This is a genomic window from Kluyvera sp. 1366, from assembly GCF_054823405.1.
This window is the reverse complement of sequence record NZ_JBTRDW010000013.1, coordinates 1-14,187: the sequence shown is the minus strand read 5'-3', so window position 1 is coordinate 14,187 and position 14,187 is coordinate 1. Positions and strand designations below refer to the sequence as shown.

18 protein-coding genes and 2 pseudogenes are annotated in these 14,187 nt (G+C 56.0%); 19 read left to right on the top strand and 1 reads right to left on the bottom strand.

The features are described from left to right. Nucleotides 1-69: 69 nt before the first annotated feature. The 13 genes and pseudogenes from ACVLVH_RS22370 to ACVLVH_RS22310 form a co-directional block, all read left to right on the top strand. Nucleotides 70-462, top strand: a pseudogene (locus ACVLVH_RS22370) (conjugation system SOS inhibitor PsiB family protein); the annotation flags it as partial. Next, nucleotides 459-1,211 carry a plasmid SOS inhibition protein A gene (locus tag ACVLVH_RS22365; protein ID WP_498950057.1) on the top strand — a complete coding sequence of 251 codons (753 nt, stop codon included), beginning with the start codon at nucleotides 459-461 and terminating at the stop codon, nucleotides 1,209-1,211. The pseudogene ACVLVH_RS22370 and the gene ACVLVH_RS22365, both read left to right, overlap by 4 nt. Nucleotides 1,212-1,264: 53 nt before the next feature. After that, nucleotides 1,265-1,609 carry a toxin gene (locus ACVLVH_RS22360; protein ID WP_094111544.1) on the top strand — a complete coding sequence of 115 codons (345 nt, stop codon included), beginning with the start codon at nucleotides 1,265-1,267 and terminating at the stop codon, nucleotides 1,607-1,609. Then, nucleotides 1,602-1,916 (top strand): helix-turn-helix domain-containing protein, encoded by a 315-nt coding sequence (locus ACVLVH_RS22355; RefSeq protein ID WP_280173356.1) that lies wholly within the window; start codon nucleotides 1,602-1,604, stop codon nucleotides 1,914-1,916. Before ACVLVH_RS22360 ends, ACVLVH_RS22355 begins: the two co-directional genes overlap by 8 nt. Nucleotides 1,917-1,994: 78 nt before the next feature. Beyond that, a complete protein-coding gene (locus tag ACVLVH_RS22350; protein WP_498950055.1) occupies nucleotides 1,995-2,393 on the top strand; it encodes a hypothetical protein in 399 nt (132 codons plus the stop codon). A 674-nt stretch (nucleotides 2,394-3,067) separates the two neighbouring features. Next, nucleotides 3,068-3,316, top strand: a pseudogene (locus ACVLVH_RS22345) (DUF905 family protein); the annotation flags it as partial. 375 nt (nucleotides 3,317-3,691) lie between these two features. Next, nucleotides 3,692-3,841, top strand: coding sequence for a succinate dehydrogenase flavoprotein subunit (locus ACVLVH_RS22340; protein ID WP_280173359.1), 150 nt, complete (start codon nucleotides 3,692-3,694; stop codon nucleotides 3,839-3,841). Further along, on the top strand, nucleotides 3,838-4,410 hold the full coding sequence (locus ACVLVH_RS22335) for a hypothetical protein (protein ID WP_280173360.1): 573 nt from the start codon (nucleotides 3,838-3,840) through the stop codon (nucleotides 4,408-4,410). Before ACVLVH_RS22340 ends, ACVLVH_RS22335 begins: the two co-directional genes overlap by 4 nt. A 90-nt stretch (nucleotides 4,411-4,500) precedes the next feature. Then, on the top strand, nucleotides 4,501-4,827 hold the full coding sequence (locus tag ACVLVH_RS22330) for a hypothetical protein (RefSeq protein ID WP_498950052.1): 327 nt from the start codon (nucleotides 4,501-4,503) through the stop codon (nucleotides 4,825-4,827). A 4-nt stretch (nucleotides 4,828-4,831) separates the two neighbouring features. After that, nucleotides 4,832-5,023: a hypothetical protein gene (locus ACVLVH_RS22325; protein ID WP_280173362.1), complete on the top strand. Its 192-nt coding sequence runs from the start codon at nucleotides 4,832-4,834 to the stop codon at nucleotides 5,021-5,023. Between the two features lie 714 nt (nucleotides 5,024-5,737). Beyond that, nucleotides 5,738-5,998, top strand: a complete 261-nt coding sequence (locus ACVLVH_RS22320) for a hypothetical protein (protein WP_222213679.1) — start codon at nucleotides 5,738-5,740, stop codon at nucleotides 5,996-5,998. A 98-nt stretch (nucleotides 5,999-6,096) separates the two neighbouring features. After that, nucleotides 6,097-6,345, top strand: a complete 249-nt coding sequence (locus ACVLVH_RS22315; RefSeq protein ID WP_222235171.1) for a hypothetical protein — start codon at nucleotides 6,097-6,099, stop codon at nucleotides 6,343-6,345. Between the two features lie 63 nt (nucleotides 6,346-6,408). Continuing rightward, on the top strand, nucleotides 6,409-7,230 hold the full coding sequence (locus ACVLVH_RS22310; RefSeq protein WP_498950129.1) for a DUF932 domain-containing protein: 822 nt from the start codon (nucleotides 6,409-6,411) through the stop codon (nucleotides 7,228-7,230). A gap of 41 nt (nucleotides 7,231-7,271) precedes the next feature. Here the strand turns inward: ACVLVH_RS22310 and ACVLVH_RS22305 are convergent, their stop codons facing one another. Next, the gene (locus tag ACVLVH_RS22305; protein WP_498950050.1) at nucleotides 7,272-7,601 is read right to left on the bottom strand and encodes a hypothetical protein; all 330 of its coding nucleotides are present in this window, start codon (nucleotides 7,599-7,601) and stop codon (nucleotides 7,272-7,274) included. A gap of 242 nt (nucleotides 7,602-7,843) precedes the next feature. Between ACVLVH_RS22305 and mobA the strand changes: the two genes are divergently transcribed. The 6 genes from mobA to ACVLVH_RS22275 form a co-directional block, all read left to right on the top strand. After that, nucleotides 7,844-8,185 (top strand): plasmid mobilization protein MobA, encoded by a 342-nt coding sequence (mobA, locus tag ACVLVH_RS22300; RefSeq protein WP_497821215.1) that lies wholly within the window; start codon nucleotides 7,844-7,846, stop codon nucleotides 8,183-8,185. Next, a complete protein-coding gene (gene traI / locus ACVLVH_RS22295; RefSeq protein WP_498950048.1) occupies nucleotides 8,185-10,149 on the top strand; it encodes a TraI/MobA(P) family conjugative relaxase in 1,965 nt (654 codons plus the stop codon). The genes mobA and traI overlap by 1 nt, the downstream gene beginning before the upstream one ends. An 848-nt stretch (nucleotides 10,150-10,997) precedes the next feature. Then, nucleotides 10,998-11,204 carry a TraY domain-containing protein gene (locus ACVLVH_RS22290; protein WP_498950046.1) on the top strand — a complete coding sequence of 69 codons (207 nt, stop codon included), beginning with the start codon at nucleotides 10,998-11,000 and terminating at the stop codon, nucleotides 11,202-11,204. Nucleotides 11,205-11,805: 601 nt separating this feature from the next. Then, entirely contained in the window at nucleotides 11,806-12,225 is a 420-nt protein-coding gene (locus ACVLVH_RS22285; RefSeq protein WP_498950044.1) for an HNH endonuclease, read from the top strand. A 118-nt stretch (nucleotides 12,226-12,343) separates the two neighbouring features. Beyond that, nucleotides 12,344-12,952, top strand: coding sequence for a hypothetical protein (locus ACVLVH_RS22280; protein ID WP_498950042.1), 609 nt, complete (start codon nucleotides 12,344-12,346; stop codon nucleotides 12,950-12,952). 327 nt (nucleotides 12,953-13,279) lie between these two features. Then, on the top strand, nucleotides 13,280-14,187 hold a 908-nt coding region (locus ACVLVH_RS22275; RefSeq protein ID WP_498950041.1), incomplete at its 3' end, for a TcpQ domain-containing protein.

Below are 14,187 nucleotides of genomic sequence, written 5' to 3'. Positions count from 1 at the left end.
AGCAGAGCACAACATCATGACCCGAGAAGAAAAATTTACGCTTAACACCCTGCAGAGTTTACCGGCTGCGATTTTGAAGCCTACCGCCACCGGGGCGAGGCGTTTCGCCAGCGCATGAGCGGTGCCGTGATGAACGCGCTGCAGGTGCCCGAAAGCTGGCAGACTGACTGCGAAATGCGCGGCGAGTGGGGCGGGGCACACCCGGTTCACCTGCGGCTGACCCGTGCCGATCTGTCCGGGCTTGCCGTTGAGCTGGTCAGCCCGTCGGAAGATTCGCCGCTGTGGTGCGCAGTGCTGACAGATGTCCGCACCCGGTCGCGTGTTCCTCTCAGCGTCAGCTATCGCTTTGACCCTGCGGCGCTGTGCGTAAAGCTTGAAAAAATCGCAGAGTACACGCGGGCAGGCTTCACCGGCGCCGGTGAGCTGATCGCCGCGCTGCGGATGGGAGGGCACGCCGCATGATCCCGAAATCACACTCACTGGTCACCCTGTTGCCGGAACGTCAGGCCGCGCTGCAGGCAATCGCGGCGGTTGAGCACGCACAGCAGCGGGGGACGCGGCTGGCCCGCCATCCCTGGGCCGCCGCTTTTATGAAGCAACTGAGCGGCAGGAGCCGCGTCAGCGTCCAGACGCTGAACCGCATACGGGGCATTTACCTCCGTCCGCGCGAAAAACGCGCGCCGCTGCCCGAGTGGGAAGGTGCGCTGGATATCTTCCTCAGTACGGCGGGCGAGGTTTGCCCGCTGCCGCTGCCGGGCGAGCTGGCAGCGGTCCTGTTTCCGGAGGCCGCTTTTCGCCGCGCGGAGCGCGCAAAACACGCCGCTATGAAGACCGCAGGACATGCCGGGCGGCGCGAGAGGCAGGCAGAGGACTACCGGGAGCGCCAGCTGGAGAACCGTATCAGGCAGGCTGAAACAGAGCTCGCCTTCCGTACGCCGGAAACGCTGCGCGGCTGGTTTTCCGCCTGGTGTGACGACGTCCCGGAAAACGACCTGAAGAACATGATCGCCGCGTGGGCGAGGCGCTTTCCGTCACTGAACGGGCTGGAAACCCTGCAGCCGTACGCCGGAGACGTTGCCTGTGAGGTGGCGGGCGAAATTCACCTGCGGTCCCTGCACATGGACAGGGCGCAGAAAGACATGAACCGCTGGCTCATTCCTAACAAGCTGGCGGCAATATCTGAACCGGGTTTCATCAGGGATAATCGTTGAATCGTCCCCAACTAAGGGATATAATATCCCTTAGTTGGGGACAGGGAAAAACCATGCACGCGACATTTATTGAGCTTTCCAGCTTTCAGAAATACCGGGCTGACTACCTGAACGACGATCAGTTCAGGCTGTTTCAGAACATGTTGCTGGCTGACCCCGAAAAGGGCGACGTGATCCCGGATACGGGTGGCCTGCGTAAAGTCCGGTTCAGGGACGAGCGCCGGAACAAAGGCACACGAGGCGGGATCAGGGTTATCTATTACTGGACGAACGAAAAAGGCCAGTTCATCCTGTTTACCATCTACGATAAGGATCAACGCGACGATCTGACCAAACAGCAGCGCGACGCCCTGGCGGAGGCGCTTAACGTGATTAAAAAGGGGCTGAGACATGACTGAACGTGACATTTTCAGTGAGCTGATGACGGGCATGGAGGAGCTGAAAGATCACCAGGACGGGAAAATCACGCTCAAGACTTACAAGGTCAGCAAGCGCGCACCCGTCACTATCGAGCCGCAGGAGCTGCGCGACGTGCGCGAAAAACTTAACCTGTCACAGGCGGTTTTCGCACACTATCTGCATACGGGCGAGACCACCTATCAGAACTGGGAGCAGGGCAGAGCTAAGCCTAACGCTCAGGCCGTCCTGCTGATCCGCATGGTTCAGCAGAACCCGGACACGCTGCGGACGCTCGCGCAGCTGTAACGCGGATCCATACGATATTCCCGGCATCTGCATAAGACGATATCGGCGCTGCCTGACCGCGCGGCGCGAGAGGAGACGATGATGAGTTTTTTAATGCTGGGTTCCCTGCTAAGCCTGGGTTATGCGCTGGCTTTTCAGTTCCTGGCGCCGGGCGAGACAGGCAGCCTGACATACTGGTGCGGCTACGCGATGTGCTTCGTGCTGGCGCGCCTGCTGGCCTCAAAGCACCCGCAGCCAGCGGGTGACTGGTTAGTGATGAAACTTCTTGCGATGACCGTTCCTGCAGGGGGCGTATTTCTGTGCGCCTGGGGCGGTATGAACCTGCTGGCTGACCCGGCGGCGGGCGAACCGGAAGGCGCTGACATCATGCTGTACTCTTCATCCCATGGGCAGCTATTGTCGCTTTTGTCCATGATAATGGGTGCGGCCATTGTGGCGGTTTCGCTGTACCGCATAAGATCGCGCGCGCAGAGATAAAATTCGCGGCTATGCCGGTAAAAAACCTGTGCTGACGCACCGGCTTTCTTCCGTCGCGTGCGCTTACTCATAGGAGAAAGACGTCGCTCTGTCCTGCTCTCTTTGCTCCTGCTGTTGTGCTTCAGCCATTTCCTTCCTGAAATAATACACACCCGCACGTCACTGGCCATGGCCCCCTTCGGCTCCCCGGCAAGCCGGGTCGTCGAGCCCCACTTCGCTAACCGGCAAAGCCGGCAAGCTCCGCCGGACCGCAAAGGACCGCGTTCCGGGCCTGACGGCTAGGGTCTGATGGCAAAGGTCAACAGCCGCTGCCGGCTTCGCCGTCGCTTTCACCGTCCCGGCGAACCCCCGCCGGGCCTTTAAGGCCAGCCCGCAGGGCGGTCTGAAACGTCCCTTCTGACGCTCCTCTGCTTTCCGGCCAGCCCTTGCGCGGAGGGCTGGTCGTAGCACCGCCGGTTCAGGCAGAAAGGGGTGAAATGCACGCCGCCAAAAACTTTTCGCCAGGGGCCGCAAAAACTTTTTGTCGTCGCCCCTTTATGCCTTCTCTTCGTCGTTGCTCCTTTGCCCTTTGCCGCGAAAGGCCAGACCGGAAAGAAGAAACCCGCGTCAGAGAAGGGCTTTTCGGGCACCGCGCGGCGGTCAGCCGGATCATTAATTTCAGACAGGAGCACATCATGACTTCAACCCAGAACAGCACCACCACTGAAATGCGCTGCGTAGCGGCGCTGGGTGACGGCGCATTTACGCGCGAACAGGCTGCAAATGTCGCTGCCGCCTTCAGCAACGTTTTCATTGAAGACGATCAGGGCAGTCATTTCCGTCTGGTCGTGCGTGAGCCGTTGGGCGCTCTTATCTGGAGGGCTTTCAGCTTTGAACATGATGCGGGCTACTGGCTGCGCAAGTACATCAACAGCCGCGGCGTGCCTCAGTCCCTGAATGAGCAACTGACTGCACTGACCGATCTGAATGATGTCGCGATGACGCTGGGGCAGCGCCGGAGCTCTATGGCTCACATTCTGGAAAATCTGGCCAGTGCCGTGGTGCAGCGCGTGCCAGCGGATTCGGTTGTGCTTCCGGCAGATGTTTCGGAAGTCTGGGGTGAAGCAGGGCGCATCGCGCTGGCGCATTTCGGGCTTCAGGGTGAAAAAGCGTTTTTCGCTGCCAGCCAGTGGCTGACCGCTGAGCTGGAGCAGGGCAGCAACGTACAGGCGTAAAAAAAGCAGGGTTTCCCCTGTTTTTTCCACGGCGGCCAGTCCCACCTGGCTGCCTTATCAAAACCAAACCCTCAGGAGAGTTTTATGATTTTTGACCCTCAAATCGTCGCACAGGTGCTGACTTTTGTAAACGCACTGCGCTATAGCCAGCTGGCGCACGTAATCGCCTGGCCGGTTTCACGTCTGCGCCAGTTCGTGGCCACCATTAATAATCTGGCGGGGAACAAAGCATGAGCAGCGAAATTACCCTCAGCGTCCCGGTTTTACTGCCGACAGTCACCCAGGCTGACATCACACGCGTGCTGGGCGAATACTGCTTTATCCGCCTGGATAACGGCGATGAGGCGTTTTTTCATAATGGCCACTGGATAACCGGCGCGGACGCCGCGAGCCACGAGGCCTCGATTATGGGGCTGGCCCAGCGTATGGCGCGCGCGGGTAGTAAGTCGCTGCGCTGTTTTGATCTGCCGGTGCCCGATGACAGTGACTGGAGCTGGGACGATATCGTCACGCAGCTGGCTCGCAGCGCGGTCACCCGGGACGTGCGCGGAGAGCTCACCGTGACATGTAGCGAAAACACGGGCTACGGTCGCGGGGTACACGTCTGCAGCGATCCGCTGCTGAGCGGCATCAACAGCAATCTCTGGTTCCCGCTGAATCCGGCAGAGGACTGGCACGCGGGTATCGAGCGCGTGCTGACCATAAACGGCGTGGCGCAAAACGTGGTGCGCCTGGTGCCGCTGCGCGACTGCGCTGAATGCAGCGATTTTAAAGTCATCTATAACCGCAAAATCTGCGCCTGATGCGAAAAGGGGCAGGGGGTTGCCCCCGCCCCTTTTCGTTACCCGCTCCGGATGACTCCGCAGAGCTGACTGCCTGACCAGGAAACCTCTATGAACCATTCATTAACAGCTGCCGCATCTTATGACGCTGAAACTGATCTCGATGATTTGCGCATTTTAGCGGCTGACACCGATGTGCTGCCGTATGAAGCGGATAACACCAGCCGCACCGGCGTTGCAGCGTCCACGCTGCTCTTTTTTGCTGCCGCGACCGGTATTGACGGCGATGGCGAACCGGCAGAAACAGCCATCACTGACCTGCTGGCAAACCTGATGCATCTGTGCGCGCACTGCTATCCGGACGGCTGCGCCACCTCGTTTGAATCGCTGCTGGAAACGGCCCGGATGCATTTCAGTTCTGAATCCTTGGGAGAGTAAACAGATGACCCTGACCGACATTACCGACGCGATGCTAAGTTCGCAGGAAGGCTATGCGCTGCTGGTTACAGATTCTGTTGAATTCAGTATCAACCGTAGCCTGAAGGACGATGAGATCCTGAGGCTCAGCAGCATTATTGAAAACGCCGTTGCCGATGCTGTCAGGCAGCTTAAAGAGTCGGGGCCTGGCGCCTGAGCATTTACCCCGAACCAGGGGACAGGGAAAAGCCGGTGCTGACGCACCGGCCATCCCCGTACTGCTGAACACGCCTTTGCGTTGTGGTGTGATGATGCTGTGCGTTTACCTTTTCTGTTCATCCGTTCTGCCCGCCGATCACCGTTAAATTCAATTCAACAGCAACAGCAACAGCAACAGCAACAGCATGGGCCCCCTTCGGCTTCCCGGCAAGCCGGGTCGTCGAGCCCTACGTCGCTAAGCGGCAAGCCGCTAAGCGCCACCGAACCCCTTCGGGTTTCGGCCGCAAGCGGTTTCGGGCTGATGTCCAGGGTCAACGGCCGCTGACGGCTGCGCCGTCTGCTTTCACCGTTCCGGCATAAAGCCGCCGGAACTTTGTTGTCATCCCGCGTTGCGGGCTGCAATTCCCCCTTCTGACGTCTTTCCCGCTTTTCCGGTCGTGCCTTACGCGGAGGGCATTTCGTAGCACCGCCGGTTCGTTCAAAAAGGGGTGAAATGCACTCCGTCAAAAACTTTTTGCAAAAGGGCCACAAAAACTTTTTTGCCTCCGCCCCTTTATGCCCTCTCTTCGTCGTTGCTACTCGGCCCTCGCCGCGAAAGGCAAGCCCGGAAAAGAAAAATCCGCGTCAGAGGAGGTCTTTTCTGGCTTCAGCCGCCGTCCTGCGATAACGCGACGCGCTGCAGAACAGAATCACACAGCATGAGGGCTGACTGATGAAAAACGTTTTGGAAGGTACTGAAGTTACAGGCCCGGAGCTGACAGCAAATCAGTTTCTTGACGTCTGCAAATACGTCTGGTCATGCGGTGAATTTCTGGGGCCGTCGGGTCTGACCGGTGATGCGTTTGAAGGGCTGGACGTGATCGATGAGCCAACTGAAGAGCCTGAAGCCCTGAAGCTTTACCTGCGCAACCGATGGCCGGTTGCCGTTTACGAATTCGATATTGGTTATACGGTTATCCGCCGCGAGTCCTGACAGGCGGCAAAGAAAAAGGGCGGAAATTCCGCCCCTTCACCCCGGACGACACGATCAAATGACCGTCCGGATCGTCAACAGAAAAAATGGAGTTAATCATGAAAACTGCCGACCTCAGCATCATCACATCGGTTGCAGGTTATGTAAAGCCCGGCGTTAAGAAGGTGCATGTGCGTCATCGCCACAGCGATCCGGAAACGAAGGCGATTTCGCCGGAAATCCGTGCGCGCAGCCGCCACGTGTTGCACTGCGTGCGCAAGCGTAAAAGCGTTCGCGTACCTGCCATGCGCAGCAGCGAGTGGGGCGAATTTCTTCGCTCTCTTGAAATACGCCGCGCCGTAGCCTGACCAACAACCCGCCGCCCTTCACGGGGCGGCTTCTGAAAATTTTGATGTGAGGATTTAATTATGATGGGACGTATGTTTGCCGGTTTTCGCAATGCGGGTGCTATTCGTCGTGATCGTCCGCTGACAGACGATGAACTGAAGCAGGTTGTGCCGAGCGTCTTTTCTGAAGACAAGCACGGATCACGCAGCGAACGATACACCTATATTCCAACAATCGCTCTGCTTACCCGTCTGCGTCAGGAAGGTTTCGAACCGTTTTACGCCTGCCAGCAGCGTGTGCGCGATGCTGACCGCATCGACCACGCAAAGCACCTTCTGCGCCTTCGTCGTCACGACCAGATTAAAGGTTCAGAAGTTTCAGAGATTCTGCTTCTTAACAGCCACGATGGCAGCAGCAGCTATCAGATGATCCCCGGCCAGTTCCGTCACATCTGTGCGAACGGTATGGTTTGCGGCGAGGTGTTCGGTCAAATCCGAGTCCCGCACAAGGGCGACATTGTTGGTAAGGTGATTGAGGGTGCCTATGAAATTCTGGACCGGTTCGGGGATATCGAACATTCACGCGAAGAGATGAAGCGCATCCATCTCGATCGCGCCGAGCAGGCTGCTTTTGCAGAAACGGCGCTGGAGTTTCGTTATGACGGGAAGCACGTTCCAATCAGTGCCGATTCGCTGTTACAGGTACGCCGTCGTGAAGACAACGCGGATGACCTGTGGACTGTTTATCAGCGTACACAGGAGAACGTTATCCGTGGTGGTTTGCGCGGGAGAACGGCCAAAGGTGGACTAACAAAAACCCGCCCTATTAACGGCATTGATGGTGATATTAAAACCAATCGTTTTCTCTGGTCACTTGCTGAAAAAATGAAAGAACTAAAGTCCTGACAAACGATAAGGGAGCCAAAATGGCTCCCTTTTTGTGGTTATTAGTTTTGCTGCTGAATGGACTCAGCTGCATTTTTTACTGAATCACTTTTCCTTCGAAGCTTTCCGCCCTGACGCTTTTTACCGCTCTCATCTTCTTTGAGAATTTCAGAAATTGACCGCTCACTGAAAACAAACTTCATTGAATCCAGTGCCGACTTAATATCTTTTACGGTGTAACCCTTTTCTTTTGCCAGCATGAGAATGGTGGAGCGGAGATTTTCCAGCGCATCATTTCTGGTAATTCGTGTTGGCGACAAATCCGGAAGGTTTTCCAGCCTGGTTTTTGCCTCTTCAATCTGCTGTTGTGTGAAAAATTGCTGCGTAGCCATAACCACTCCAATAGAAATCATTTGAAAACCGTGATTCTGCCCCGGATTCGTGGGAATTTCCAGTACCTCACCCCACATGACGCCGGTTTACTTCTGACCAGCTAAGTGGCAAAATACGAACAGTTGATTAAAAGACGGGACAGGAAATGTTTTGTCATTACCGCCTGCACGCAGACGATAATGACAAAACGACCTGGTCAGGGCTCCGCCCCGACACCCGGGTAATGTGAAAAGGTTGAGTTATGTCGAAAAGTGAAAAGCGTCAGAAGAACACACTAATCCAGCTGCGCTGTACGGAAGCTGAGGCTGACGCCATCAAAAAGAAGGCGATTGCAGCCGGACTCACAACATCTGAGTACCTTCGCCGTACGGCACTCAACCGACGCATTACCGTGCGCACCGACATTCGCATGATGAACGAGCTGCTGCGTCTGGGTGGTCTGCAGAAACACCTGTATACCCAGATGCAGACGAACATGACAACCGAGCTGAGCCACCAGTTCTCCGAAGTTCTGACGAGCATCAAGCACGCCATTAACGCACTGGACATGACGCCGGTACCGGTTGAGGATATGAAAGACTGATGAACGTGATCATCCCGCCAAAGCGCCGCGATAAGAAGACCAGCTTTAAGAAGCTGGTTAACTACGTGAGCACGCGCGAGGAAAAGAAAAGCGCTGAGGTTGTATCCCCTGATGCAGCAGAGCAGGCTCCGGGTGCAGAGTACATTTCTACGCCCGGATTTGGTCAGCTGGTTGACTACGTCGGACGTAAACGTGCAGCACCCGCAAGCGAAATCATCAGCATTTCACCCGAGGGCATTCAGCGCGTGCTCTCGGGTGAAGTGCCGTGTGAGACCAACTGTTTCTCACTCGATACCGCTGCGTCAGAAATGAACCTGATCGCTTCACAAAACCGCCACTGTAAGGATGCGGTGTATCACTTTATTCTTTCCTGGCAGGGCGAAGAAGACCCGTCACCGGACGCGATTTTCCGCTCCGTTCGCTACAGCCTTAAACAGCTCGGAATGGAAGAGCATCAGTACGTGGCCGCCATTCACCGCGACACTGACAACGTACACTGCCACGTATCGGCTAACCGCGTTCATCCGCAGACCTATGCTGCACAAAACATGTGGAACGATGCGGACACGCTGCAGAAGTGCTGCCGCGTGCTGGAGCGTGAGTTTGGTTTTAACGTGGATAACGGCAGCTGGCACATGGATCAGTATGGTGATCTCCATCGTACCCGCCGCGACATGCCTTCTGCCCCTCGCGGTGCTGCTAAGCGCGAAATCTTTTCCGATAAAGAAAGTCTTCACGGCTATGCAGTACGCGAAACGCGGCAGGTGTTATCTGACGTGATTGCGCAGGATAAACTCAGCTGGGATCGCCTCCATAATGTTCTCTATACCCGCGGGCTGGGAGTCCGTGAGCAGAACGGCGGACTTGCCGTTTACGATTTGATGAATCCGGAAGGCGTCAGTGTGAAAGCCTCAGACGTACATCCGGATATCAGCTTGATCTCTATGGTCAGTCAGCACGGGAAGTATCAGCCAGCACCTCCCGTTTATAATCCTGAAAGGCCTGAAGACGGTATGCTTCATATGCAAACCTGTTACATGCCGCAGCTACACGTGCGCGATCAGGAAGCACGCCGAGAACGTCGTGAAGCTCGCGCCGTTGCACGCGATATTCTGCGTGCCCGCTATGATGCATATCGTACCGGCTGGGAGAAACCTGATCTGCGTGCGGGTGAGCGCTTCCGCCAGATTGCGTCACACTGCGTGGTTGCTAAAGCACACGTCCGCGATACTGTCAGAGATCCACTGATGCGCAAGCTTATGTACCGCGTTGCCGAATTCGAAAAGATGAAGGCGATGGCCGAACTGCGTCTGCAACTGCGTGAGGAGCGTCAGACTCTCAAAGAAACCGGAGAAGGCCGTCCACTGAGCTGGAAGTCATGGGTTGAGCGAGAAGCGGTGAAAGGGGATGCTGCAGCACTCAGCCAGATGCGTGGCTGGGCTTATCGTGAGAAGCGCGCCGCCCGTATGCAGAACAGTGGGTGGCCTGAACCTAACGCCGTCATTCATTATGGCCCGGGTGACAACGTTCCAGCATTTAAATCAAGCGAGCACGAAACGCGTCTGCTGCGTGACGGAACGGTCAGCTACCTGCGCGACGGTAAGCCAGCAGTTACCGATTTTGGTGACAGGGTTGAGGTTTACGCTGCGGCTGACACCAAGTCTGACCGTTTTAACAATGACCTTGCTGCAGATATTACTGCGTGGCACAGCGGTGATAATACGACGCTGACAGGAGAGGATAAAGCAGTGAACCGCGTGCTGTATTCTGGCGTAGTCCGGAACATTATTAAGCGTGACGGGCACGAGTTTAAAGTCAGCGATCCGAAACTGATGGCCAACGTACGCGCTACTGAAGAAAGCTTGCGGGGCCAGAATGTACAGTCAGAAGTGAAGCAGGCAGAGCCTCAAAACAGGGACGAGCAATATTTGCGTCCTGTTAACAAAGATTTACCACGACCATGAGGAGTTTAAAAAGAAAGACATAAGCCAAACTGAAGTTCTAAGACGCTGATTGCACAGGCTGGACCCCTGTACAACCAGCTAACCATAACAACCTGACTTGGAGGCTGCCATGGCTGCCGTGGATCCTATTGTATTTAATCCTGTACGCAAGCTTTTTCCCGCATTAACCGCTAAGCAAGTTACAAATTCCTGCCTTTACTCACTAGGGGGCTAATTATTCAGAGACTGCATTCCTGCAAGAGCTGAGTCCCACAGCTGTCAGGAGGTCATTGGAACTTACCCAAAAAAACCTTAAAACACCGACTTTGCCTCTCATAAAGAACGTTTTTTGGTCTCAATTCATTTTGCGTCAAATTATGCTCAAATATCATTTAGACGATGTCGATGAACCATCTGCGTTTTTGTGTCTTTCACACCTATTTCCTAAATTATCAAACGACGAGATCCTGTGCTGTGTTCTGATGTCAGGAGGATATTCACGGGGACATTTAATGAATATCCTGAAAAGGCCCATCGACTCGATTGACAATTTAATTACTAATGCCATCGTCAGGCTTGAAGCAGGTAATGAGTTTTTATTAAAGGTTCTTGTTACTAGTTACTTACTAATAGATTTGAGTTAATTTTTCACTGAAGTAATGGATTGAGAAAATACAATTTTTTCCAAAAAAAATTAAATTTTTCTCTGGAATAAGATTCTGATTTTAAAGGTAAAAAAACAATTTTCATGGCTCTCAGTCCACTGGTTTTTTATACAGTGGATTTGAGGCCCCTTTAAAAATTAGGACCAATCCTATTTAATGGCGACCACTTACTTAATGCTTACACAACGCATACACGGAGTTGACATGGCAGCCCCCAAAAACCACAAAGGCATCGCAATCATGCTGTACATGTCTACGGAGTTGAACGAAAAACTTTCTGCGTCAGCCAAGAAATCCGGCCGTGCGAAAGTCACAGAAGCGCTGTTTCGCTTAGAAGACCATCTTGAATTATTCGAATCGATTGCCACACCAGGGCAACGTTTTCCTGCCGGAACCGGCAGTAAAGACTAATAGATTATCTGAGCCGGCTCATTAATTGCTGGCACTCATTTCTGATGAATTATGCGCATTCGCGCAGGGCTTCTTTTTGCCCAAAAACGGCCTCAGCTCTTTAACAACGTGCCCGAAACCCTGATCTCAAGGTCCTCTCTTGCCGGCAAGCTTTAACGATGCGCGGAAGACGTCCGGAGGCTATGTCATGGCCAGAATCACATCAGGGGAACCCGCAGAAATACGGGGCAGGTAATAAGAGACTGAGGCATGCATTTCAGGTCGCTTATTTCGCTGACGGGCACCGCGCAAAGTCGGAATTGTGGAGCGTAACCGTTATACCCCTACGTACAAATTCGATGTATCCAGTTCGATCGGTGCATTTACTGCATCAGGCCCCGGCGCGATCCGCCGGACACAACCTGTATCTGGAGAAGATTAGCCCTGCACTTTCGTGCGGTCGTGAACGGGCATCCCTGACGGTTTCAATTCGCAAAACGCACAGTGACACAGAGCATTCTGTGCCGGCCCACTCTTGCGAGTGGGTCTGCCCGGATAGTCTTTTAATCGTTTCATTTAAACGGATGCCCGGGGACGCGGGCGCATTTCATGGGGTGAAATCATGCATCTTTCAAAATCAAAACGCGAAGCACTACGGCGGCAGTTTAACGGCTGCTGCGCTTACTGTGGTGAGATGTTGCCCGCACAGGGCTGGCACGCAGAAGCTATCAGTAAAGAGTTCGTTGAGGGGGGAATTGTTCCCGTCTGCACCACCTGTCGGACGATCAAAGGAAATTGCACTCCTGACGAGTTCAGGGCGCTGCTCGCAGAGCAGGTCGACAGAGCGCTGCGCCACAGCGTGAATTTCCGTACGGCGATGCGCTTCGGCCTGGTGAGCCCGCGGGCTGAACGGGTTGAATTCTGGTATCAGCGCTGTGACGGCATTCGCCCCCAGAAGTCTGATAAAGCTCAGGATGAAGGTAGTAGCTCTCTGAGAGACCGGCGTCTGAAGCTAAATGAAGGCGCCGGAAATAATTTATGAAACGCTCTGTGTTCCTGCGTGCATCCCTCCGGCGTGCGCTTCGTCCCAGCCGGTCAGGACCTCCCGTCCCGCAGCCGGGCCCTTCTCACAAAAGGGCGGCCTCTGAAGGAATAAAATCATGAATAAGACACTTCTCCGTTGCGCCGGTCTGGCGCTGGCGCTCGTTTCTCCGCTTGTCATGACATCCTGCCTTCCCCACGAAAAAAACGTGGCGCCGCAGGCTTATCCCGCTGGCGAATGTCAGAACTGCAGTGCATTCAGCGTCAGCGTCTGGCACGTCAGCGCGGGTGATCGCGGGCTAAAGGACATTCTGCAGCCTGTCCGCTACAGTACACCCGAGTCGCTGAGTTCTGATAACACTGAAGTCATCACCTCTCCAGCAGCAGATGCCATCCGGCAGCGTCTGGAGCATGACAAGCTTGCCGTCTTTGTCGCGAATCTCAGGGGAGTTACTGCGTCCGGAGACAGCCTGCCATTGAGCGTTGACAACGCCTCAGGTGCTTACTCAGCCGTGCTGACGGCGGGTCCTCAGACACGAAAACTCCCGTCACGCGTGGTGAACTTCAGCCTGTCAGACAGCGCGTCCTCTCCCGGCAGTCGCACTCCCGGGGACAAATCGCAGGTTAACGGGCGGGTTCTGCTCAGAGACGGCGATACCGTTGTGTCGGTGCACGCCGTACGTGACGGCTGGCTTGTGTGGCTTATTGGCGCAACGTTCTCCGCCTGACGTCTGCCCGGCGTGTCCGGGCCATTTCTTTCCCTGCAACGAAAAGCGCACTCACCCTGACCGGTCAGTGTGCTTTTCGTTGTGGCGGACCTGCGGCCAGCGCACGCGGTCAGACTGACATCGTCTTATTACTCATTAATGCGATGCTACAAGTCTAAGTCATGCCGCTCTGGCGTCTGTCAGTCTGGCCAGAGCACCGGGAGGCACCCGGCGCCCCAACACTCCTTCTGACCGGCAGGTTTCGCCTGCCTTCCCGCACGGTTTTTGCCGGCCCGGCTCCGGCCGCCGCAGAGACGGTGCAGCCCTGAGTTATCCGGAGTTCTCTTTATGTCATTTACCGAACGGGCAGGGCTGATACCGGTCCTGTTTCTCACTGGCTGCGCGCAGCAGGCGGTCATCACCGGGCCGCCCTCGGGCAGCGTGGTGGACGGCATCCTCTCGCGCAGCGCGGCCGACATCAGCGCCATGCAGTACCGGCTTCACCAGAGCACGCCTTCCGCGCAGCGCCCGGCTTCACCGTCAGGCACGAAAGCTCCCGCGCCGCTGCTGTCGAAACCTGCTGTCGCGGCGGGCGGGGCCCCTGTCTTCAGAGCCACCGCAGCGCCATCGTCCACGGCGGGCGCCGGGCCTTCCGACGGCTTCGTGCGTCAGGGGGGCGCGGCGCCAACGCTTCGTGCAGCCCTGCGCAAAATTATCCCGCCCGGACACACGGTGGTGTTCGACAAAGCCGTTTCCGCCGACGCGCCCGAGCTGTGGCAGTGGACGGGCAACGATCGCTGGCCGTTCGTCGTGGACAAGCTGCTGGCCGGGCGCGGGATGAAGGCGACCGTTAATGCGAAAACCGGCACCGTCACCGTAGAGCCCGCGCAGCGCGCGCAGACGGCACGCAGCGCAGACAAACCAATATCACCCCCGGTTCCTGCCGCCGTGCCCGTCAGACCGGCTCCGGCCGGAGCGGTGAAAGCTGTACCGCTGCCGACCACCGGACGTAACCCGTTCCACGGCGATGCCACATCAAAAGCTGCCGGGGCGGCAAGCGTGCCGGTTTCACCGGCAACAACCCGCGCGCCCGTTCTGCCGGTGATACCGCCGCCAGTGGTTCAGGTTCGTCACTGGCGCATTGAGACGGGCAGCACCGTGAAGGACTGGCTTTACAGCCAGGCCGCCGCGGAGACGTGTACCGTGCCGGGCATTAAGAACTGGACCGTGGCCTGGCTGACGCCAACCAACTACCG